Origin of the sequence: Amycolatopsis ultiminotia, from assembly GCF_039536925.1 — a bacterium.
In the GTDB taxonomy this organism is placed as follows: Bacteria; Actinomycetota; Actinomycetes; order Mycobacteriales; family Pseudonocardiaceae; genus Amycolatopsis; species Amycolatopsis ultiminotia.
Window position 1 is genome coordinate 150,169 of the sequence record NZ_BAAAZN010000020.1, and the last position, 21,091, is coordinate 171,259.

Sequence of the window (21,091 nt, forward strand, 5' to 3'; positions counted from 1 at the left end):
GGACCCGAGACCAGCCGTCGAAGAGATCCCGAGGTCAGCCGTCGAAGAGGCCCAGCGACCGGCAGCACGCTCCGTCGACAAGCGTCAACAGATCCGTGCGACCACATACACGCTCCGCGTACAAGACCGCAGAGAGCCATCCGTTCAGCCGCACGCTCCGCGTACAAGAGATCCGGGCCGTCGCCAAGAACCTCGCCTCGCCCCCACACAGCTCCCACCGCCCATCCCGCCCATCAACGGTGAGGCGGCACTGACGTGCGGACCCAGCGTGGCCGTTCCGCGGCAACAAACCGGGCTCACCAGCGTCGATCGGGCAGGACGTCCGAGGTAAGCGACTGGCGAGTAACCTCTGGCCATGCGCGTGCTGATGTTGTCGTGGGAGTATCCGCCGGTCGTCATCGGCGGGCTGGCCCGGCACGTGCACGCGCTGGCCCGGCACCTCGCCGGCCAGGGGCATGACGTGGTCGTCCTCTGCCGGCACACGGCGGGCACCGACGCGTCGACCCATCCCCGCAGTGACCGCATGGTCGACGGTGTCCGGGTCGTCCGGGTGGCCGAGGACCCGATGCACCTGACGTTCGAACGTGACCTCGTCGCATGGACGCTCGCCATGGGGCACGCAATGATCCGCGCGGCGCACGACCTGCTGCGCGGCTGGCAACCCGACGTGGTGCACGCGCACGACTGGCTCGTCACGCACCCCGCCATCGCCGTCGCCGAGGCGGCTCGGGTCCCGCTCGTCGGCACGATCCACGCGACCGAAGCGGGCCGGCACTCCGGCTGGCTGTCGCATCCGCTGAACCAGCAGGTGCACTCGGTCGAGTGGTGGCTGGCCAACCGGGTCGACGCGGTGATCACCTGCTCACAGGCCATGCGCAAGGAAGTGGCTCACCTCTTCGAGATCGACGACGGCGACGTCACCGTGATCCACAACGGCATCGAGGAACGCAGCTGGCGCGTGTCGTCCGGTGAAGTGACGAAAATGCGCGAGCGGCACAGCCCGGCAGGCGCCCCGCTCCTGCTGTTCTTCGGCAGGCTCGAATGGGAGAAGGGCGTGCAGGACCTGCTGGCCGCGCTCCCCCGCATCCGCCGGCGGTTTCCCGGCGCGCGACTGGTCGTCGCCGGGAAGGGTCGGCACCACGACGAGCTGGTCGCGCAGTCCCGCAAGCTGCGGATCCGCCGGGCGGTGGACTTCGTGGGGCACCTGCCCGACCGCGAATTGCGTGCGTTGCTCGCCGCGGCCGACGCGGTGGTGCTGCCCAGCCGGTACGAGCCGTTCGGGATCGTCGCGCTCGAAGCCGCTGCCGCGAAGGCGCCACTGGTGGCCTCGACGGCCGGCGGCCTGGGCGAGGTGGTCGTGGACGGGGAGACCGGATTGGCGTTCGAACCAGGCGACGTCACCGGATTGGCCGAAGCGGTCACCACAGTGCTGAACGACGCCGCCGCAGCGACGCGACGGGCGCGTGCAGCCCAGTCCCGTCTGGCCGCCGACTTCGACTGGGGCCGGATCGCCGAAGAGACGGTCAAGGTCTACCGGCGGGCGCGCATCGGCGAACCGGTCGAGCTGGGCCGCCCGAAGATCGCAACCGGCAACGCTTTCGAACTCTGACCGACACTCGTGCACGCGGAGCTCGCCACAACACCGGCGCTTACACCACGCTCCGTGCACAAGACCACGAGATCGACCGCGGACGGGCCTACGGAACTCCCGGATCGTCGGGCCCCAGCGACCAGATCCGCGACAACCCGCCCCCCGGTCACCGGGCCGCCAACCACCCAGGGCTCCCTCACCACCAGGCCGACAAGCCCGGGACGCCCGGCAATCAGACCGGCGAAAAGTCAGGTACCAGCAACCTCCGGACCGACAAACCCGGACACCCCTGGTCGCCAGACCGACAACAACCCGGCAACCTGGTCGCCAGATCGACAACGATCCGGCACCCCTAACCGTCGGATCGACAACGGTCCGGCAGCCCTGACCACCGGATCGACAACAACCCAGGTACCTCAGCCCTCCGACCAGCAGCAACCCAGGCGACCCCAGCCGGACAGACCGGCAGCCCAGGCTCTCGGCTCTCGGCTCTCGGCTCTCGGCTCTCGGCTCTCGGCTCTCGGACCGACAACAATCGGGGCACTCCCAGCCGACAAGTCGGTCAGTAGCCGGCCCTCGGTCGCTGGATCGGCACCAAGCTGCCCGTGGTCCTTGGACCGGCAACAAGCTGCCCATGGTCGCCGGGCCGACAACAACTCGTCCCTACTCGCTGGACCGGCAACGGCCAGGGGCCGCAGGCACGGGGCTGCCAACGGGCCACTTCGGAAACACCGGACTTGCGGTGAGCCGAACCTCGCGGACGATCGGTGACCGGCCCCATCCCGACGTGTCGCCGAATCGGTCGCCGCTGAATGCCGACAGCCCGCTGCGACGCGGTCAGCAACGGCCTGTCAGGATCCTGACACTGACCGGTTCGCGATACGGCTCATGCGGTTCGATGGCCGCCCGGATGCGATCCGCGAACGCGACGCGCTCATCAGCAGCGGGCAGAGTTTCTTCGCTGAGAGCTGAATACACACCGCCCGCGATCTGTTCCGCAGTGAGCTCATCGACGTATTCGACGACCCGAGTGTCCACTTCGTACCCCGCAGCGACGAGTGAATCCCGATACCGGACATGGCTTCTGTCGTCAGTGCCGCAGGTCGTGGTCAAGGGATGGCCGAGCCACTCGGTGAGCACGTCGCGGAGCGCTCGGGACGAGGCGCTTTCCTGAAGCCACAGCGGCGAACCGTTCGTCACCACGGCAACCCGCCGCCCTCGCGCAGGATTGGTCGAAAATCGGCAAACACCGTCTCGTGATCCATCCAGTGCAGGGCTTGGCCGATCGTGACGGCGCCAAGCGCCAAGCGCCAAGCACCGAGCGCCGGGAGGTCGGTGTCGCTGCCCAGAAGCCACAAGACGTTGCCAGTACCGGCGGCAGTTGCGGCACGACGAGCCGTCACCAGCATGTCCGCCGACGGGTCCATCCCGACCACTGCACGGACACGTTCAGCCATCGGCAGGGTCAACTGGCCAGTACCACACCCGAGATCAACGACGACGTCTTCATCATTCAGGGTGAAACGTCACAGAGCGCGTCGAACACTGCTTGCGGATAGCCGCGACGCTACTGCCGGTAGAACTCGGTGACCTCTCCGCTGAATCCCAAGCCCATACGGCGATCCTCGCGACGCGACCGGAGGAAAGCGACGGATTTCGCAGAGAGCCGAGCAGATCCGAACCGTAGCTCCACAATGCGACGCTCCCGCTTCACCCACCTCGACTCATCTGGCCCACCTGTCTCGCTGCGAAGGGCATCCGCATGACGTACCAGGCGACACCGCGTACGACTCCGCGTGCAAGAGCAAGACTCACGCACAAGGTGGCACCGCTCACGACTCAGCGGCACGTTCACAGAGAGACACGACGCAACCGTCGGACGGCAGGTTTGCCCGCCCGGCGTACAAGAGCCGCGCCGGCACGCAAGAGGCCCGACACGCGAGAGCCGCCCACCATGCACGAGCCGTCCGGCGGGCACAAGCCCCGACAAGCAGGAGCCGCCCGAGTGAACCACGGCCGGCACTGCGCTGGCCGACGTCTTCCGGCCCGCAAGGTCGACCAGCGCGCAAGGTCGGTTGACGCGCAAGAGCCACACAGCGCGCAAGAGCCGCCTGGTGCGGAGGAGTCACGCGGCATACAACAGTCGCCCGGCGGCCAGGTCGTCCAGCATCGAAAGAAGACCCTGACCTGGTCACCCCGTCACCGCCGCCGAACAAAGTAGACCTGCGTGACCAGCGGAAATGCCAAAACCCGCGTGTTGTCGTTTGAGACGACAACACGCGGGCTCTGGAAAGCCCGGGTCCGGTGGCGGGGAGCCTCCGCCACCGAACCCGTACCCGCGCCGTCCCAAAACGCGACGCGGGGGCCGGGTGCCCGCGGTCAGGTCACGGACAACCGGAGCAGGTTCACCGGATGGCGGTATCGGTGAGGTAGCGGGCGTAGGCGCCGGTCGTGAGGAAGCTCGGGAGCTTCTCGCCGAGGGCGGTCTCGGTGAAGATCGCCCTGGCGTCGTCGAGCCGGGCGGCCGCACCGAGGTCGGCGCGGACCTTGGCGAGTTCGTCGTCCAGAAACTCGACCGCGAGTTCGCGGGTGAGCGCCGTACCGTCCTCGAGCTTGGTGCCGTTGCGGATCCACTGCCAGATCTGGCACCGCGCGATCTCGGCCGTCGCGGCGTCTTCCATCAGGTTGTGGATCGCGGCGGCGCCGGTGCCCCGCAGCCAGGAGTCGACGTACCGCAGGGCGACGTTGACGTTCGCTCGCACGCCCGCCTCGGTCACCTCCCCACCGGCACTCGCGACGTCGAGCAGGTCCTCCGCACCGACCGACACGTCCTCGCGCAGCTTGCCGAGCTGGTTCGGCCAGCCGCCGAGCACCGCGTCGAACACCTCGCGGCACACCGGGACCAGGCCGGGGTGCGCGACCCACGAACCGTCGAACCCGTCACCTGCCTCGCGTTCCTTGTCCTGGCGGACCTTCTCCAACGCAACCTCGTTGGTGGCAGGATCCTTACTCGGGATGAACGCGGCCATTCCGCCGATCGCGTGCGCTCCGCGGCGGTGGCAGGTGCGGACGAGGAGTTCGGTGTAGGCACGCATGAACGGGACCGTCATCGTCACCTGGGCTCGGTCCGGCAGCACGAAATCGGCGCCGTGCGCGGAGAAGTTCTTGATGACGCTGAAGATGTAGTCCCACCGGCCTGCGTTCAGGCCGGAGGCGTGTTCACGCAGCTCGTACAGGATTTCGTCCATCTCGAAGGCCGCGGTGATCGTCTCGATCAGCACGGTCGCACGGACGGTACCCCGCGGGATGCCGAGTTCCTGTTGCGCCAGCAGGAAGACGTCGTTCCACAGCCGCGCTTCGAGGTGGCTCTCCAGTTTCGGCAGGTAGAAGTACGGCCCGCTGCCGCGCGCGATCAGCTGGCGCGCGTTGTGGAAGAAGTACAGCCCGAAGTCCACCAGGCTGGCCGAAACGGGGCGGCCGTCGATCCGGATGTGCTTCTCCGCCAGGTGCCAGCCACGCGGCCGCGCGACGATGGTCGCCGGTTCGTCGCCGATCGTGTAACGCTTGCCCGCCTCGGTGGTGAAGTCGATGTTGCGGCGAATGGCGTCGAAGAGGTTCACCTGGCCGTCGACGATGTTGTGCCAGGTCGGCGACGTCGCGTCCTCGAAGTCTGCCAGCCACACCTTGGCGCCGGAGTTGAGCGCGTTCACCGTCATCTTGCGGTCGGTCGGGCCGGTGATCTCCACCCGACGGTCCTCGAGGCCAGGCGCGGCAGGCGCGATGTGCCAGCTGTCGTCGGTGCGGATCCGCCGCGTCTCCGGCAGGAAGTCCAGCTGTTCCTCCCCCGACTGCACGCGCTCCCGGCGCCGGCGGCGCTCATCGAGCAGTTCGCGGCGACGTCCGGCGAAGGCGTTGTCGAGCTTGGCCACGAAGTCCAGTGCGGCCGGGGTCAGGATCTCGGCGAACCGGCCACCGGTCGGCCCGGTGACCTCGATGCGGTAGTTCAACTTGTCAGCCATCTCGTACCTCCGCTGCGGGGGAAGAAGGGGGCGGTCCGGCGGCGGGCGGGAATCCGCCGCCGGACCGCATGGGGAAGGCTCAGAACTGCGCTTCCTCGGTGGAACCCTTGAGCGCGGTGGTCGAGCTCTGCGGGTTCAGCGCCGTGGCGACCTGGTCGAACCAACCGGTGCCGACCTCGCGCTGGTGCTTGGTGGCGGTGTAACCGCGCTCCTCCGAAGCGAACTCACGCTCCTGCAGTTCGACGTAGGCGCTCATGCCCTCGCGGGCGTAACCGTGCGCCAGGTCGAACATCGAGTAGTTCAGCGCGTGGAAGCCGGCCAGCGTGATGAACTGGAACTTGTAGCCCATGTGGCCGAGTTCGCGCTGGAACTTCGCGATCGTCGCGTCGTCGAGGTGCTTCTTCCAGTTGAACGACGGCGAGCAGTTGTAGGCCAGCATCTGGTCCGGGTACTTCGCCTTGATGGCCTCGGCGTACCTGCGTGCCACCTCGAGGTCCGGCTCGGAGGTCTCCATCCAGAGCAGGTCGGCGTACTGCGCGTAGGCCAGGCCACGCTCGATGCACGGCTCGATGCCGTTGCTGACCTCGTAGAAGCCCTCCGCGGTGCGGCCGCCGGTGAGGAACTGCTGGTCCCGCTCGTCGACGTCGCTGGTCAGCAGCGTCGCGGCCTGTGCGTCGGTGCGGGCGACGATGAGCGACGGCACGTTCAGCACGTCCGCGGCGAGACGGGCGGCGTTCAGCGTGCGCTCGTGCTGCTTGGTCGGGATCAGCACCTTGCCGCCGAGGTGACCACACTTCTTCTCGGACGCGAGCTGGTCCTCCCAGTGCACACCCGCGGCACCGGCCGCGATCATGCCCTTCATCAGCTCGAACGCGTTGAGCGGGCCACCGAAGCCCGCCTCGGCGTCGGCGACGATCGGCGCGTACCAGTCGATGTCGGTGTTGCCCTCGGCGTAGTTGATCTGGTCGGCGCGGCCCAGCGCGTTGTTGATCCGGCGGACCACGGCCGGCACCGAGTTGGCCGGGTAGAGGCTCTGGTCCGGGTAGGTCTGGCCGGACAGGTTGGCGTCCGCCGCGACCTGCCAGCCGGACAGGTAAATCGCCTTCAACCCGGCACGCACCTGCTGCACGGCCTGGTTCCCGGTGAGCGCACCGAGTGCGTTGATGTAGTCCTCGTTGTGCAGCAGCTGCCACAGTTTCTTCGCACCGCGGCGGGCGAGCGTGTGCTCTTCGACAACGGAACCCCGCAGCTTCACCACGTCGGCGGCGGAGTAGGTCCGCTGGACGCCCGCCCAGCGGGGGTCGGTCTTCCACTGCTCGGCCAGCTCGGCCGCCGCCTGCTCGAGCTGCTTGGCCTGCTCGGTCATCGGACTCTCCCGTGTTGCGAAGTTTGCGATTGCTCGCCTTGCCTGGTCACGACCCTGACACGAGCGGGAAAACCGGGTCCATAGCTCCAATTTGCCAAATTTTGCGAAGGATGCTTACGATCCTGCAAAGGTTGTGAATCGCCGATTCGCAACACGAGGGAGAATCCGCCGGCTTGATCGTTCACGTAATCGTTCAGGCCCGGAAACCTTCCGGCCGGACGGAGGAGCGATGGACAAAACTTTCGCCGGGGCGCGCCTGCGGCATCTGCGCGAGAGCCGCTCGATGAGCCAGGCGGACCTGGCACGTGTGCTCGAGATCTCACCCAGTTACCTCAACCAGATCGAGCACAACTCCCGTCCGCTCACGGTGCCCGTGCTGTTGCGGATCACCCAGGCGTTCGGCGTCGACACGGAGTTCTTCGCCAACAACGACACCTCGCGGCTGGTCGCGGACGTCAAGGAAGCGCTGCTCGACGAGGTCGTCGGCGTTGAAGTGACCACGAGCGAGCTGAACGAATTGGCGACGAACCTGCCCTCGGTCGCCCAGGCACTGGTGAAACTGCACCTCAGCTACCGCAACGCAGTTGAGAACACTGCGGCGCTGACCACGGAAAACGGCCTCGGCCTACACGGCAGCGCGGCCGCGCCGTTGCCGCACGAAGAGGTCCGCGACTTCTTCTACGAGCGCGAGAACTATGTCGCCGAACTGGACGAACGCGCCGAACGGATGGCCGCGACGATCCCGCTGCGCCGTGGTTCGGTGCTCGTCTCGCTCAAGGAACGGCTCTGGCAACGCTACGGCGTCGAGGTGACCACCGAGGGCATCGACGAATCCGCAGGTCAGCAGCACCAGTACGAGCCGGCGACGCGGGTGCTGCGGCTCGCCCCGAGTCTTCGGGTCGGCCAGCAGGCGTTCCGGATGGCCTCGCAGATCGCGCTCCTCGAGTACGACGACCTGATCACCGAACTCGCGGATTCATGGGCGTTTTCCGGCCTGCCCGCGCGCACACTCGCGCGGGTCGGCCTGGCGAATTACTTCGCCGGCGCGCTGATCCTGCCGTACAGCTCGTTCCTGGACGCGGCGGAGCGGTTCCGCTACGACATCGAGCGGCTGTGCGACCACTTCGGTGTCGGATTCGAGACGACCTGTCACCGGCTGTCGACGCTTCAGCGACCAAAGCACCGCGGGGTGCCGTTCTCGTTCGTGCGGGTGGACCGGGCAGGGAACATGTCGAAACGACAGTCGGCGGCCGGCTTCCACTTCTCGCGGGTGGGCGGTGCCTGCCCGCTGTGGAACGTCTACGAGGCGTTCACTTCGCCCGGCAAGATCCTCACCCAGATCGCCGCGTTGCCCGACGGCAAGCGCTACTTCTGGGTCGCGCGCACCGTGTCACGCAACATCGGCGGCTACGGGAGTCCGGGCAAGACGTTCACCGTCGGCCTTGGTTGCGAACTGCGCCATGCCGGCCGGCTCGTCTACTCGACCGGCCTCGACCTGGACGAACCTGCCGCGGCGACGCCGATTGGCATGGGCTGCAAAGTGTGCGAACGGCCCGCGTGCCCACAGCGTGCGTTCCCGGCGATCGGCAAACCGCTGACGGTCGACGAGAACACGAGCACCTTCGTCCCGTACCCGGCTGTTCCCAAGAAGTGAGAGCCACGGGCTGCGTACGCGGACGTACGTGTTGGACGTCGGTACGTACGCGAGCGCGAGGCCGAGAATGCACCTGCGCGAGACTCAGTACGCCGATCAATGATGAGCCGTAGCGGTGTCCGTCCTCTTGTACGCGGAGCGTGCGTCAGGGCGGACACTGGCGAGTAGGCGTGCACCGCGAGGACAGTGAACGTGGTCATGCCCCCACGCCCGCCTAGTCAGAAGCGCAGCGCGGAGTAGAGCCCAATCAGCCTGATGAGCAGGAACCCGAACCGCCCGCGATCTCAAACGGCCCGGCCACGACGAGCCACAGCAGGGTTGGCAAGCGAAAAGGCCGGCAGCGACCATCACCGAGGTCGGCCGGTCCGGTTCGTCGGCAGCTTGCACGAACGGGCATATTGGGCCGGTTTGGTCACGTTCGGTCGCCAGACGGCATTTCCTGCCGTCAACACCCCTGCGGACGCCGCAGTGAGCGGGAAGTAGATTCAGCGACTGTGCAACGGATCGAAACCGTCAGTGCCCAAATGGTGGAACAGGCCGCCGAGCGGCTCGCCGGCGTGGTCACTCGGACACCGCTCGAGCCCAACGCCCGTCTGTCGTCCCGGGTGGACGCGCGCGTCTGGCTGAAGCGCGAGGACCTGCAGACTGTCCGCTCGTACAAGATCCGCGGCGCTTACAACTTCATCGTCCAGCTCGACGACGAGACGCGTGCGCGCGGCGTCGTCTGCGCCAGTGCCGGCAACCACGCGCAAGGGGTCGCGTACGCATGTCGCCGTTTAGGGGCGAATGGTCGCGTGTACGTACCGGGCACCACGCCGCGGCAGAAGCGTGAACGCATCGCAACTCTCGGTGGCGCGCACATCGAGGTCATCGTGGTCGGCGAAACGTACGAAGATGCCTTCACCGCGGCGAACGAAGACGCGCAACGCACTGGGGCGACGCTCGTGCCGGCTTTCGATGACATCCGCACTGTCGCCGGTCAGGGCACCGTGGCGCTGGAGATCGTCGAGCAGCTGGGTTTCGTCCCGGACGTGCTGGTAGTCCCGGTCGGTGGCGGTGGCCTGCTGTCCGGTATCGCGACCTGGCTCCACGAGCGGCATCCTGAGGTCCGGGTCGTCGGCGTCGAGCCGGCAGGGGCGATGTGCATGGCGGCGGCGCTCGGCGCGGGTGAACCGGTACGGATCGCCACGGTCGACCCGTTCGTCGACGGCGCGGCGGTCCGACAAGCCGGCCGGGTGCCATTCCCGCTCGTCCGAGACAGCGGTGCGGAACTGACGTCGGTCGACGAGGGCGCGGTGTGCACCGAGATGCTGTCGATGTACCAATCGGACGGCATCATCGCCGAACCCGCGGGTGCCCTCGCGGCCGCCGCGTTGGGGACCACCGTGCGCGTCGAAGCCGGGCAAACGGTGGCGTGTGTCGTCTCAGGCGGCAACAACGACGTCAGCCGGTACAGCGAAATCCTCGAACGCTCCCTGATCCACGAGGGTCTGAGGCACTACTTCCTCGTCGGCTTCCCTCAGGAACCCGGCGCACTTCGCCGTTTCCTCGACGAAATCCTCGGCCCTGAGGACGACATCACGCGCTTCGAGTACGTCAAACGCAACAACCGCGAGACCGGCCCGGCGCTGATCGGGATCGAGATCGCCCGGCGAACGGACCTGCCCGGCCTGCTTGCCCGGCTGGCCGCGAGCCCGCTGCAGGTGGAGCGAGTGGAACCGGGGAGCCCCCTCTACCACTTCGTGGTCTGAGCGCTTCCCCTCCCTTCATGGTCTGAGCTCACCCCCTCGCGGTCCAAGCGCTCTCCCTCACCTCGCGGCCCGAGCGATCCCCTCACCTCGCGGTCCAAGCGCTCTCCCTCACCTCGCGGCCCGAGCGGTCCCCTCATGGTCTGAGCGTTTCCCCCGAGTCGAGGTCCAGCGCTTCCCCCCGACCTTGTGGTCTGAGTGCTCCTCCTCGCCTCGATGTCTGGGCGCTTCCGCTCTGCGTTGTGGTCCGAGCCCTTCTCCTCGCCCCGTGGTCTGGGCGCTTCCCCTTGCCTCGCAGTCTGAGCATCGTCCCTGGCCAGGCAGCATTTGCCGAAAAGACGACAACGGCCGCCAGGCCAGTTCGGCGTTGCCCTCGCGATAGATCTTCGCCGACGCGATCCGGCCGCCTTCGAACCGGTAGAAGCCGGCGATGGAGAACTGGCGGCCAACCCCGTTGTGGGTGAGCTGCTCCGTCAACTGGGCGGCGACGCGGTCACCGTCGGCGATGACGTTCTCGATGGTCAGCGTGGGCAATAGCTGTTCGAGTGCGTCGCTGAAGAGCTCCGCGAGTTCTTTGCGGCCGTGCACGACACTGCCTCCGGTGACCCAGACCGCATCGTCGGTAAAGCCAGCCAACAGGGCCTCGAGGTCGCGGTCGTTGAAGGCGTCCACGTGACGCCGCAGAGCTTCGGTCACTCAGCGAGGCTATCCGCGGCGTCGCGTGGTTTCGTCGATTTCTCGGACACAGAGCGTGCTACGACTTCGGTGTCGGAATCGGTGGCCCAGGGCAGGATTCCGTGGTCGTGCGGCCGGTGTCGAAGAAGGTCACGGCGGCTGCCGCACACGGCAGAGAGGCCAGCGAGCCGTGTGCGTCGTCCTCGACCGTCATCAGTGCACCGCCGATTTGCCGCTGCATCGCATAGGCCCATCCGATCGGCGTGACGGGCTCGAAGGTGTGCCCGACGAGCTGCAACTGACTCTTGCCCGGCCCGAACTGCCACTGTTGCGCGGCCGACGGCCAGCCGATGCACCGCTGCTCCCAGATCCCTTGCGAACCGGCGACCGGATTGCGCTGGATGCGTTCGAGCCGGTGTTGCCACACCGTGTCGAAGTCCCGCGGGCTGGGCGATTCGTTGCACAACAAGGCGTTCTGCTGGAAGGTGCTGCCGCCGGTGCGCTCGGTGTCCCAACCGAACCCGCTCGCCGGCGCGGCCGCCCGCGGTGCCGCGGGAGTTCCGCCGTCGCGGATCGTGGCCAGTCGGGAAGCAAGATCCGGCCACTGTTTACGCGGGTCGGCGAGCATGGCGTTCACGGTTTCGCCGTTGACCACCGAACCGTCAGGACCCTTACGTGGATGAGCAGCCAGCTCGGCACGCAGGTCGAGCAGGGCCTTGACGACGGTGGGCTCGTCCGCGCCGAAATGGTAGACAGCGTCGTAGTCGGCGATCCAGGCAGAGAACTCGTGGAAGGTCTTCTCACCCGCGGTGGTCTCGTCATCGTCCATTGCGGTGAGGTCGAGTTTCGGCGACATCACCGAATCCAGCAGCATCTTGTCGACGTGATCGTCGAAGAGTGTTCGGTACTGCGCGCCGAGCGCCGTTCCCCAGGAGATGCCGTAGTAGCCGATCTTGTCCTCGCCCAGCGCCTGACGGATCCGATCCAGGTCGCGCGCGATGTTCGGTGTGGTCAGCGAACGGACCAAAGCCGGATCCTTGGCGATGCACTGCCGCTTGGCCGCCGCGTCCCGTTCGGCGACGAACCTGGCTTGCTCCTTTTCGGACAGTCCCGGATCGGGTTGGGTGCCGTCCTCGGGACAGTCCAGCCCCGCGCTGTAGTCGACGCCGCGTGGATCGAACCCGATCAGGTCATAATGTTCGAGCAACCCGGCAGCTTTGCTGTCCGCGGTCGTGCGCGGCGTGGTCATTCCGGACTGACCGGGACCGCCGGGATTGAAGACGATGGCCCCGGTGCGCGTGCCGATCGCCGGGATCCTGCTGACCGCGATGTCGATCGTCCGCCCACCTGGGTCGGCGTAGTCGAGGGGAACGGTGACCATCGCGCATTCGGTCCGCTGATCATCGGCGTCCCATCCCTTCGCGATCGACGCGCACGGCTGCCAGTCGAGTCCTTCTGCAGCGGCGACCGTGGGAACGAGAGGGACCACCGCAACCGCCATGAAGACGGAAGCGAGAGAACGGAATTTCGGCATGAAGATCATCCTGCCGACCTCCGGTGCAACCGCGGATCAGCCGATCGGCCGAGTGCCCGAACCGATGGGCTGGTTCATCGACGACGCTCCGTCGCGATTGCCGGCCGACACCGAGCTCACGCAGCGCCCCTGGCCCACCGCGCACCGACGACCAACCTGTCATTGGTGACCGCACCGACGTGCTGACGACCACTCCCCGGCGCTGGGGCATACGCCGCGCCGTGCGCAGACAAACGCCGGAACGCGACGGCGGATTTTCGTCCAAAGGGTCGTCACCAGTTCAGGGCGGGCTTCGGGTTCGTCGTCCCGTGACAGTTCCGGGTCCGCGGCACTGTCTGTCACAACCACCCCAGGCCGACCACCGTCTCGCGACGGCCCCGGGCCCCGGCGGTCGTACAACCACTCCAGGTTCGGCGCCGTCCGCGGTCATCGTGGCAATCCCACGTCCACAGCAGTCACAACCACTCCAGACTCACCACCACCTCACGCCAACCACAGGCCCGCACCGGTCGCACGACCACTCCACAACCACCGCTCGCCACGGCAACTCCGCACCCGCGACGACCGTGCAGCTTCTCCACGTTCGCTGTGGTCGGCGCGGTAGCCCTCAGGCGACGCGTTCCCGTGCCGACTCCAGGCATCCTGTCTGCTGAACGTCCGGTTTCGTTGTTGTGTGGGCGACGATCGGCTGTTCGCGGGTGGCGTTCGGCGTTATCCGGGGATGCCTGTCGACGCTGCGGGGCTGCGGCAGCTGTGGCTAGGTGTCTCCGCCGGCAGGAGCCGGCAGGAGATCGATCGGCGTCGTCGTTCAGGGGGCAGATAGCAAGGTCAGCGAGGAAAACCGACGAACATCGTGTGGTGTAGATCGTTCACATGGGCGCGAGTGATGATCGCGGCAGCCTCCGGGTCCTGGTCGGCGAGGGTCTGGACCAGGACCTCGTGGTCGCGGTTCGACTCGTGCAGTGACTCCGTCGGGTAAGGCAGGTAGAACCGGTACAGCTCGTCCAGGACCTGGCGGTACTGGTGGACGGCCGAGCGGGGGGCGCCGGCGTTCGCGACCGTGGTGTGGAATCGGGCGTCGAGTTCGTGGAATTCTGCCCACCCCGTCGCCGCGTCCATTTTGCTGACGAGTGCGCGCAGTTCGTCGACCACGTCGTCCGGCCTGCGAAGGGCGGCCAGCTGCACCAGTCCCGATTCGAGCACGAACCGGTGGTCGATCAGTTCGTGAACTTCGGCCGAGGCCTCGCGGTACGCACGGACCTCGCCGACCCGGCCGACCGGCGCGTCGGCGGCGACGAGGGTGCCCCCGTTGCGGCCCCGGCGGCGCTCGAGAAATCCGTCCTCGCACAACGACACGAGCGCCCGCCGCACGGTGATGGCGCCGACGCCCAGTGCGCGCGCGATTTCATCGTTCGGCGGCAGCCACTCGCCTGGCCCGAGCAAGCCCAGTTCGATCGCCAGCGCGATGCGGGCCCGTACGGTGTCAAGCGCGGAAAGGCGCCGGATGGCGGTCAGCTCGGGCGCGCCCAGATCGGCAGCCATGCGGCGACGATACCTCGCAAAACTGCTCAAAGTGAACACTCTTGTTTAAGTGTTCAAGATGGACTATTTTTCGACCATGCCGCGCCTCCTGCCGCTCGCGCTCGCGCAGCTGCCACCGCGCCCGTACACGGACACTGTGGCTGCGTACGCAAGCGAAGTCGAGACTTTGCTTGCCGCGCACCCGGGCACCAAGCTTGTCGCCTTTCCCGAGCTGCACCTGTGTGGCGTCGAAGGCACCGAGGCGGAACGCAACGAGCAGCTCAACGCCGCCGCGCAACCGCTCGACGGCCCGCGTACTCGGCAATTAGCCCAGCTGGCGGGCGACCTCGACGTATGGCTGGCACCCGGCAGTGTCTGCGAGCGCGGCGACGACGGCGAACTCTTCAACATCGCGCTCGTCTTCTCACCGGAAGGGCACCTTGCCGCCCGCTACCGCAAGATCTTCCCCTGGCGGCCGTACGAGCCGTACGAGCCGGGTGACCGCTTCGTCGTCGTCGAACTGGCCGAATTCGGGCGGCTCGGCTTCTCCATCTGTTACGACGCGTGGTTTCCCGAGGTCGCGCGGCATCTGGCCTGGCTCGGCGCGGAACTCGTGCTCAACCCCGTGCAGACGACAACCGCGGACCGGGCGCAGGAATTGGTGCTCGCCCGCGCCAACGCGATCACGAACCAGGTGTTCGTCGCAAGCGTGAACACTGCCAGTCCGGTCGGGATGGGCGAGAGCATCCTGGTCGACCCCGAAGGCATGGTTCTCGGACAGGTGCCGGGCGCAGAGCCGGGCGTGCTCGCGCGCACGATCGACCTCGACGACGTCGCGCGCGTCCGACGGGATGGCACGGCCGGCGTCACCCGGGTGTGGGACCACTTCGCGCCGGGTGACTCACCGCTGGAACTTCCGCTGTACCAAGGCCGCATCGAACCCGGCCGTTGGCGGCCGCGAGCAGGAGGAGCCCGATGAACAGCACGCAACCGGCGTCGACGGCAACGCTGGAGCGGCGACTTGGCCTGCCGGGTGTCGTCCTCTTCGGACTCGCTTACATGGCGCCGTTGATCGTGCTCGGCACTTTCGGTGTCGTGGCGACGACCACCGACGGCTCGGTGGCGTCGGCCTATCTCGTGGCGCTGATCGCGATGCTCTTCACCGCCGCCAGTTACGGTAAGATGGCCAGTGCATATCCGGTTGCCGGTTCCGCCTACACCTACGTGCGCAAGGCAATCGACTCACGGCTCGGCTTCCTCGTCGGCTGGGCGGTGCTGCTCGACTACTTCTTCCTGCCGATGGTGATCTGGCTGATCGGTGGCGCGTACCTGTCGGCGCAGTTCCCCGGTGTGCCGAGCTGGCTGTGGCTGATCGCGTTCATCGTCATCACGACGGTACTGAACGTGCTGGGCATCAAGATCGCCGAAAAGACCAACTTCGTCCTCATGGCGTTCCAGATCCTGGTGATCGCGTTCTTCGTGATCCTGTCGATCAAACAGGTCGTCACCGACAGCGGTTCGCTCGCCAGCGGCGACCCGTTCTTCCACCAGGGCAGCACGTTCGGCACGATTTCCGGTGGCGCGGCGCTCGCCACCTATTCTTTCCTCGGTTTTGACGCCGTCACCACGCTGACCGAGGAGGCGGTGGAACCCCGTCGCACGATCCCGCGCGCGATCCTGCTGACCGCGCTGATCGGTGGCGGCGTGTTCATCGTGCTCGCGTATTTCACCCAACTGGTGCACCCCGGTAGTCAGTTCAGCGACGAATCCTCGGCCGCATTCGAGATCGCGACCCGCATCGGGGGCAACCTGTTCGCCTCGTTCTTCCTGGCCGGGCTGGTGGTGGCGCAGTTCGCCTCGGGGATCGCCGCGCAGGCCAGCGCGTCACGGCTGATGTTCGCGATGGGCCGCGACGGCGTGCTACCGCGGATCTTCGGGCGGCTGCAACCGAAACTGCACACGCCGGCGTTCGCGATCGAGCTCACCGGATGCGTGGGCCTGATCGCACTCGCACTGGATGTGACCACGTCGACGTCGTTCATCAACTTCGGCGCGTTCACTGCGTTCACCATGGTCAACGTCTGCGTGATCGCCACATGGCTGCGCGAGCGGCGGACAACACGACGGAATCCGCTGACCTGGCTCGTCTTCCCGGTCATCGGCGCCGCGGTCGACCTGTGGCTGCTCGTGCACCTGGACGGCATCGCCCTGGTGCTGGGCCTGGTGTGGCTGGTGATCGGCGTCGGATACCTCGCGGTGCTGACCCGCGGGTTCCGCAGGCCGCCGCCGCAGATGACGTTCGAGGAGTGACGAACGGTCAGCCTTCGCCCAGGGTCTTCTGCAGGGCCCTGTTCGCCTTGCGCGCCATGTCGGCCACCGCTTCCCGGCGGGCCGCATCCGCGGCGTAGTCGTCCTCGCGGTCGCGCACCACCCGGGCGGGGGAACCGACCGCGATCGAGTAGTCCGGGAGGTCACCGCGGACCACCGCATGCGCACCGAGCACACAGCCGCGGCCGACCCGGGTGCCCTTGAGCACGCTGACCTTCGTGCCGAGCCAGGTGTCCGGCCCGATCCGGACCGGGGACTTGACGATGCCCTGGTCCTTGATCGGCACATGGATGTCGGCGGTGACGTGGTCGAAGTCGCAGATGTACACCCAGTCGGCAATGAGGGTGGCCGCGCCGAGCTCGATGTCCAGATAGCAGTTGATGACGTTCTGGCGCCCGAACACCGACTTGTCGCCGATGCGAAGGGACCCCTCGTGACAGCGAATGGCGTTGCCGTCGCCGACGTGCACCCAGCGGCCGATCTCCATCCGCCCGTAGCCGGGGCGGCAGTGGATCTCCACGTCCTTGCCCAGGAACAGCATGCCGCGCAGGATGATGTGCGGGTTGGCGAGCCGGAACTTCAGCAGCCGGTAGTACCGCACGAGGTACCACGGCGTGTACGCGCGGTTGCGTAGCGCCCAGCGCAACGAATCGACGGTCAGGAACCTGGCCTGGCGCGGGTCTCGCCGAGCCCGCCGCCAGGCGCGCACTCGCGACAACGCGGGCGCACCCCACATCGACGTCATGCCGTTGACCGTAACCTGTGCCCGACGGCCCGGTACAGGCAAGGGAGCACGATGGGGACCAAGCTGATCATCGACACCGACCCGGGCGTCGACGACGCGTTCGCAATTGCGCTGGCGGCGGTGTCCACAGACGTCGAGCTACTGGGTGTGACGACGGTCTTCGGAAACGTGCCTCTCGCCACGACCACCGCCAACGCCCGGCGGCTGCTGCAGCTGTGCGACCGGACCGACGTACCGGTCGCCGCCGGTGCATCACGCCCGCTCGTGTACCAAGCCGCACGCCGGGCGAGCGGGGTGCACGGCAGCGACGGTCTTTCCGGCCAGGCCGGCTCGCTGCCGGAGGCCACCCGCCCGCTCGAAGAACGCGACGCGGTGAGCCTGTTGGTCTCGCTGCTCGAGGCGGCCGACGAGCCGGTGACCATCGCGCCGATCGGGCCGCTCACGAACATTGCCGCACTGCTCGCGGCGCACCCCGGCGTGCGCTCGAAGATCGCTCGCATCGTGCTGATGGGCGGGGGCGTCGCGCGGGGCAACTCGACGGCCGTGTCCGAGTTCAACATCTGGGCGGATCCGGAAGCAGCACGGCGTGTGCTCGCCGAGGACGACGTTCCGTGCGTGATGGTCCCCCTCGACCTCACGCACCAGTGCGCCGTTGACGGTGCGTGGCTGGCGAAGGTCGCCGCGTCCGGGTCGCTGGGACGAACGCTCGAAGCGTTCACGTCGGAATACCGGGCGCACTACCGGCAGGTGCTCGGCTACGACGGCATCGTGATGCACGACGCGGTGGCCGTCGCCGAGGCCATCCACCCGGGCCTGCTGCGGACCGAGTCCTTCCCGGTCACCGTCGACACCAGCGCGGGCCCGGCGCGGGGCATGACGCTGGTCGACCGTCGGGCGGTGCCGGTCGAAGCGGCGGGCCGACCGGTGGACGTGGCTGTGGACACGGATGTGGACAAATTGCGTGACTTCGTCCTGTCGAGGCTGGCCGGCGGCCGCTGATGGCCAGGGCTGAACGTCCGGACGAGCCGCCGCAGGATGGTGCCGGTCGGGAGGACGCGGCTTTTGGGGTCACCGTCCCCGGTGCGGCGAGCAGCAGGGGCGAGGTTCAGGCCGCGGACGATGCGGGCGGCACCGGCGACGGCCACGGTGACCTGACCCCGACAGACCGCCGGGGCGACGTCGATTCGTCACCATCGTATGACGAGCCGCCGCTCGCGGCGGCACCACTCGGAGGCGGTGCACCGGCCGAAACCCCACCGTTCGGCGACCAGGTACCGGCTGAAACGTCACCACTCGGCGACACAACACCAGCCGGAAGCCCACCACTCGACGACCAACCACCAGCCGAAACACCACCACCTGACGACCAGAAACCAGCCAAAACGTCACCACCCGACGACACAACACCAACCACAACCCCACCACCCAACGACCAACCACCAGCCGAAACACCGCCGCTCGGCGACCAACGACCAACCGAAGCGTCACTGCTCCAAGGCCAGGGTCCGGCCGACGTGTCAGCGCTGGGTGGCGGAAGGCGGGTCTCGGCTGGTGGGGTGAAGAGCGGCGTGGGTGGGCGGCGGCGGGTTCTTGTCGCGTTGGCTGCGGTGGTTGTCGCTGTTGGGGCGTTGGTCGTCGCGGTGCGGTTGGCTTCTGGGGGTGGGGAAGGCGTCGGTTCGTCCTCGGTGGCGGCGGGGTCTTCGCGGACCTCGGCGGCGGGCGAGCCTTCGCGAACGTCGGGGCCGGCTGCGTCGTCGGTGCCGGTTCAGCCGGAGGTTCCTCGGGCCAGTGAGTTCGAGGCGTGGGCCTCGCGGACCAGTCAGTGGCTCGACATTCCCCTGCGGGCGATGACGGGATACGCACAGGCGACCGTCACGCTCGGCAAGGAACAGCCGAAATGCCACCTTTCGTGGATCACACTCGCCGCAATCGGGAAGGTCGCCAGCGATCACGGACGGGCACAGGGTGACCGACTTGGCGACAACGGGGCGCTCGTGAAGCCGCTCGGTACGGTCGAGGTGCGCGACTTCTACCGTCACGTGGTGTCGACCCCGGACGCGGCGGGACCGATGCAGCTCGCGCCGGCGGTGTGGGCGAAGTGGCAGCACAGCACGTCCGACGGCAAACCCGATGTTCAGAACATCGACGACGCTTCACTCGCCGTCGGACGTGCGCTCTGTGCGGGTGGCCGCGATTTGTCCACCGACTGGTGGAACGGTGTCGCCACGCTCGAGCCGGCGACGGTCACGGTGCACCGCACGTTGGCGACGGTGAACGTCTACGGCACCGTCGGCCAACGCGACCAAGCACCGAACCCGGCAGTGCTGAGCGCGGTCGACTTCGCGATCGACCAGATCGGTCTCCCGTACGTCTGGGGCGGCAACGGCACCGGCGACGCCGGGTTCGACTGCTCCGGCCTCACCACCGCGGCGTACGCCAGTGCGGGCGTGAAACTCATGCGCACGGCCGACACGCAATTCCACAGCGTCACCCCGGTGCGTGAACCCGATCTGGGTGACCTGATCTTCTACGGTGAGCCCTCGACCAAGATCCACCACGTCGGCCTCTACATAGGCAACCAGCAGATGATCGACGCACCACAGACCGGGCAGGCGGTGCAGGTCCACCCGTACCGCACACCGGGCGACGACTACGCCGGCGCCGGGCGGCCGGCCAATTAGGCTCTATTGCATTTGATGCAACATTGAGCAGGACGCGATACTTCTCGTTCGTGCTCTTCAGGGAGTTTTCTGGTGATGTCGGCGACGGTCGTGGCGTGTCGTTGACCTGGACCGTCTGATGTGGATACAACGATGTTGTATCTGTTGCAACCGGAGGTTCGGGTGGTGCGACAGGCTGGTTTGGACGGCGCCGCGCATCTGATGCTGCCGCCCGGGGTGCGGCATCTGGACGAGACCACCGCGGTGTTCGAGGCGATGCTGAACGGCTGGGAATGTCAGCAGCAGAGCCGGTTCCTGCGGGTGGAGACCATCGCGCCGCGGGTGCGGCGGGTCCGGCGGTTCGCCGAGTTCACCGGCCAGTACCCGTGGCAGTGGGATCCTGCGGAGATCGAGGCGTTCACCGGCGAGCTGGTGTCGGGGCCTGCACCGCTGGCCCATTCCACGGTCCGTGGCTATCAGGTGACGCTGCGTCTGTTCTGCGAGTTCGTCACCGACTCCCGCTACGGCTGGGCGGGCGAGTGCGAACTGGCGGTTCGGGGAGGCACCCGTGCAGATCTGCCACGAGTGGAACACCGTGGCGCACCTGGCCGAGCTCGAATGCCGGCCCGGCCGCCGTGCCTTGACCTATGACGAGGTACAGGCCTTGTTCGACGCCGCCGACGCCCGGGTGGAACAGATCCGGGCCCGGGGCCGCAAGGGTGCTCTGGCGGCGCTGCGCGATGCCGTGATCCTCAAGACGGTCTACGCGTTCGGCCTGCGACGGCAAGAGACCGCGCGGCTGGATCTGGCGGACTTCCGCCGCAATCCGCGGGCACCCGGCTACGGCGGTTTCGGGTCGGTGCAGGTCCGCTACGGCAAGGCATCGCGCGGCAACCCACCCAAGCGGCGCACCGTGCTGACGGTGCCGGAACTGGATTGGATCGTCGACCTGCTCGGGGAATCGGTCGAGGACGTGCGGCCGTTGCTGACGCCACAGCGGCATCCCGCATTATGGATCACCGAGCGGTGCGGGCGAGTTTCCGTGCGCCATCTCAACAACGCGTTCGCCGCTGCCCGCGAGGAAGCGGAGCTGCCCGGCGAACTGGACCTGCATTCGCTGCGGCACATTCTCCCCGCTTAGTTTTCGTGTGGCGATTAGCCTTGACGGGGTACGGGAGCAGGGTGTTTGCGCTTTGCCTTGAGTCGTGTGGTGTTTCTATGGTCTCCGGTCATGATCTTGAGCTTCTTCT

General features: G+C 67.4%; 18 protein-coding genes. 10 read left to right on the top strand and 8 right to left on the bottom strand.

Translation table 11 applies throughout. The features are described from left to right. Positions 1 to 355: 355 nt before the first annotated feature. On the top strand, positions 356 to 1,609 hold the full coding sequence (locus ABD793_RS34650) for a glycosyltransferase family 4 protein (RefSeq protein ID WP_344867528.1): 1,254 nt from the start codon (positions 356 to 358) through the stop codon (positions 1,607 to 1,609). Between the two features lie 819 nt (positions 1,610 to 2,428). Here ABD793_RS34650 and ABD793_RS34655 read toward each other — a convergent pair. The 4 genes from ABD793_RS34655 to aceA form a co-directional block, all read right to left on the bottom strand. Beyond that, positions 2,429 to 2,791: a hypothetical protein gene (locus ABD793_RS34655; RefSeq protein ID WP_344867529.1), complete on the bottom strand. Its 363-nt coding sequence runs from the start codon at positions 2,789 to 2,791 to the stop codon at positions 2,429 to 2,431. Then, positions 2,788 to 3,048: a methyltransferase domain-containing protein gene (locus ABD793_RS34660; protein ID WP_344867530.1), complete on the bottom strand. Its 261-nt coding sequence runs from the start codon at positions 3,046 to 3,048 to the stop codon at positions 2,788 to 2,790. The genes ABD793_RS34655 and ABD793_RS34660 overlap by 4 nt, the downstream gene beginning before the upstream one ends. Positions 3,049 to 3,996: 948 nt before the next feature. Next, on the bottom strand, positions 3,997 to 5,610 hold the full coding sequence (aceB, locus tag ABD793_RS34665; protein WP_344867531.1) for a malate synthase A: 1,614 nt from the start codon (positions 5,608 to 5,610) through the stop codon (positions 3,997 to 3,999). Between the two features lie 79 nt (positions 5,611 to 5,689). Beyond that, a complete protein-coding gene (gene aceA, locus ABD793_RS34670) occupies positions 5,690 to 6,976 on the bottom strand; it encodes an isocitrate lyase (RefSeq protein WP_344867532.1) in 1,287 nt (428 codons plus the stop codon). A 229-nt stretch (positions 6,977 to 7,205) separates the two neighbouring features. On the opposite strand from aceA, the gene ABD793_RS34675 reads away from it, so the two are divergent. Together ABD793_RS34675 and ilvA are read left to right on the top strand one after the other, a co-directional pair. Further along, a complete protein-coding gene (locus ABD793_RS34675; RefSeq protein ID WP_344867533.1) occupies positions 7,206 to 8,630 on the top strand; it encodes a short-chain fatty acyl-CoA regulator family protein in 1,425 nt (474 codons plus the stop codon). Positions 8,631 to 9,124: 494 nt separating this feature from the next. After that, a complete protein-coding gene (gene ilvA, locus ABD793_RS34680; RefSeq protein WP_344867555.1) occupies positions 9,125 to 10,381 on the top strand; it encodes a threonine ammonia-lyase IlvA in 1,257 nt (418 codons plus the stop codon). A gap of 108 nt (positions 10,382 to 10,489) precedes the next feature. On the opposite strand, the gene ABD793_RS34685 is transcribed toward ilvA, so the two are convergent. Then, positions 10,490 to 11,074, bottom strand: a complete 585-nt coding sequence (locus ABD793_RS34685; protein ID WP_344867535.1) for a nuclear transport factor 2 family protein — start codon at positions 11,072 to 11,074, stop codon at positions 10,490 to 10,492. A 58-nt stretch (positions 11,075 to 11,132) separates the two neighbouring features. Further along, positions 11,133 to 12,587 carry an alpha/beta fold hydrolase gene (locus ABD793_RS34690; RefSeq protein WP_344867537.1) on the bottom strand — a complete coding sequence of 485 codons (1,455 nt, stop codon included), beginning with the start codon at positions 12,585 to 12,587 and terminating at the stop codon, positions 11,133 to 11,135. Between ABD793_RS34690 and ABD793_RS34695 the strand changes: the two genes are divergently transcribed. Continuing rightward, positions 12,586 to 12,756 (top strand): hypothetical protein, encoded by a 171-nt coding sequence (locus ABD793_RS34695; protein WP_344867538.1) that lies wholly within the window; start codon positions 12,586 to 12,588, stop codon positions 12,754 to 12,756. The genes ABD793_RS34690 and ABD793_RS34695 overlap by 2 nt on opposite strands. Positions 12,757 to 13,415: 659 nt before the next feature. Here the strand turns inward: ABD793_RS34695 and ABD793_RS34700 are convergent. After that, on the bottom strand, positions 13,416 to 14,129 hold the full coding sequence (locus ABD793_RS34700) for a FadR/GntR family transcriptional regulator (protein WP_344867539.1): 714 nt from the start codon (positions 14,127 to 14,129) through the stop codon (positions 13,416 to 13,418). Between the two features lie 76 nt (positions 14,130 to 14,205). Here ABD793_RS34700 and ABD793_RS34705 point away from each other — a divergent pair, with 76 nt between their 5' ends. Then, positions 14,206 to 15,087: a carbon-nitrogen hydrolase family protein gene (locus ABD793_RS34705; protein ID WP_344867541.1), complete on the top strand. Its 882-nt coding sequence runs from the start codon at positions 14,206 to 14,208 to the stop codon at positions 15,085 to 15,087. Then, positions 15,084 to 16,418: an APC family permease gene (locus tag ABD793_RS34710; RefSeq protein ID WP_344867543.1), complete on the top strand. Its 1,335-nt coding sequence runs from the start codon at positions 15,084 to 15,086 to the stop codon at positions 16,416 to 16,418. The genes ABD793_RS34705 and ABD793_RS34710 overlap by 4 nt, the downstream gene beginning before the upstream one ends. Before the next feature lie 7 nt (positions 16,419 to 16,425). Here ABD793_RS34710 and ABD793_RS34715 read toward each other — a convergent pair whose 3' ends face one another. Continuing rightward, on the bottom strand, positions 16,426 to 17,181 hold the full coding sequence (locus tag ABD793_RS34715) for an acyltransferase (protein WP_344867544.1): 756 nt from the start codon (positions 17,179 to 17,181) through the stop codon (positions 16,426 to 16,428). Positions 17,182 to 17,232: 51 nt separating this feature from the next. On the opposite strand from ABD793_RS34715, the gene ABD793_RS34720 reads away from it, so the two are divergent. From ABD793_RS34720 to ABD793_RS34735, 4 genes are all read left to right on the top strand, one after another. Beyond that, positions 17,233 to 18,180 (top strand): nucleoside hydrolase, encoded by a 948-nt coding sequence (locus ABD793_RS34720; RefSeq protein ID WP_344867546.1) that lies wholly within the window; start codon positions 17,233 to 17,235, stop codon positions 18,178 to 18,180. A 557-nt stretch (positions 18,181 to 18,737) separates the two neighbouring features. Beyond that, positions 18,738 to 19,862, top strand: a complete 1,125-nt coding sequence (locus ABD793_RS34725; protein WP_425548819.1) for a C40 family peptidase — start codon at positions 18,738 to 18,740, stop codon at positions 19,860 to 19,862. 162 nt (positions 19,863 to 20,024) lie between these two features. Continuing rightward, positions 20,025 to 20,492 (top strand): hypothetical protein, encoded by a 468-nt coding sequence (locus tag ABD793_RS34730; RefSeq protein WP_344867547.1) that lies wholly within the window; start codon positions 20,025 to 20,027, stop codon positions 20,490 to 20,492. Next, complete coding sequence (locus ABD793_RS34735; protein ID WP_344867548.1) at positions 20,437 to 20,982, top strand: tyrosine-type recombinase/integrase; 546 nt, start codon at positions 20,437 to 20,439, stop codon at positions 20,980 to 20,982. Before ABD793_RS34730 ends, ABD793_RS34735 begins: the two co-directional genes overlap by 56 nt. Positions 20,983 to 21,091: the final 109 nt, after the last annotated feature.

What these genes read in the sequence shown, in the direction of transcription:
- ABD793_RS34710 (WP_344867543.1), top strand. Translation starts at nt 15,084, where the DNA reads ATGAACAGCACGCAACCGGCGTCGACGGCAACGCTGGAGCGGCGACTT.
- ABD793_RS34675 (WP_344867533.1), top strand. Translation starts at nt 7,206, where the DNA reads ATGGACAAAACTTTCGCCGGGGCGCGCCTGCGGCATCTGCGCGAGAGC.
- aceB (WP_344867531.1), bottom strand. Translation starts at nt 5,610, where the DNA reads ATGGCTGACAAGTTGAACTACCGCATCGAGGTCACCGGGCCGACCGGT.
- aceA (WP_344867532.1), bottom strand. Translation starts at nt 6,976, where the DNA reads ATGACCGAGCAGGCCAAGCAGCTCGAGCAGGCGGCGGCCGAGCTGGCC.
- ABD793_RS34650 (WP_344867528.1), top strand. Translation starts at nt 356, where the DNA reads ATGCGCGTGCTGATGTTGTCGTGGGAGTATCCGCCGGTCGTCATCGGC.
- ABD793_RS34715 (WP_344867544.1), bottom strand. Translation starts at nt 17,181, where the DNA reads ATGACGTCGATGTGGGGTGCGCCCGCGTTGTCGCGAGTGCGCGCCTGG.
- ABD793_RS34700 (WP_344867539.1), bottom strand. Translation starts at nt 14,129, where the DNA reads ATGGCTGCCGATCTGGGCGCGCCCGAGCTGACCGCCATCCGGCGCCTT.
- ABD793_RS34690 (WP_344867537.1), bottom strand. Translation starts at nt 12,587, where the DNA reads ATGCCGAAATTCCGTTCTCTCGCTTCCGTCTTCATGGCGGTTGCGGTG.
- ABD793_RS34705 (WP_344867541.1), top strand. Translation starts at nt 14,206, where the DNA reads ATGCCGCGCCTCCTGCCGCTCGCGCTCGCGCAGCTGCCACCGCGCCCG.
- ABD793_RS34720 (WP_344867546.1), top strand. Translation starts at nt 17,233, where the DNA reads ATGGGGACCAAGCTGATCATCGACACCGACCCGGGCGTCGACGACGCG.
- ABD793_RS34660 (WP_344867530.1), bottom strand. Translation starts at nt 3,048, where the DNA reads ATGGCTGAACGTGTCCGTGCAGTGGTCGGGATGGACCCGTCGGCGGAC.
- ABD793_RS34695 (WP_344867538.1), top strand. Translation starts at nt 12,586, where the DNA reads ATGAAGATCATCCTGCCGACCTCCGGTGCAACCGCGGATCAGCCGATC.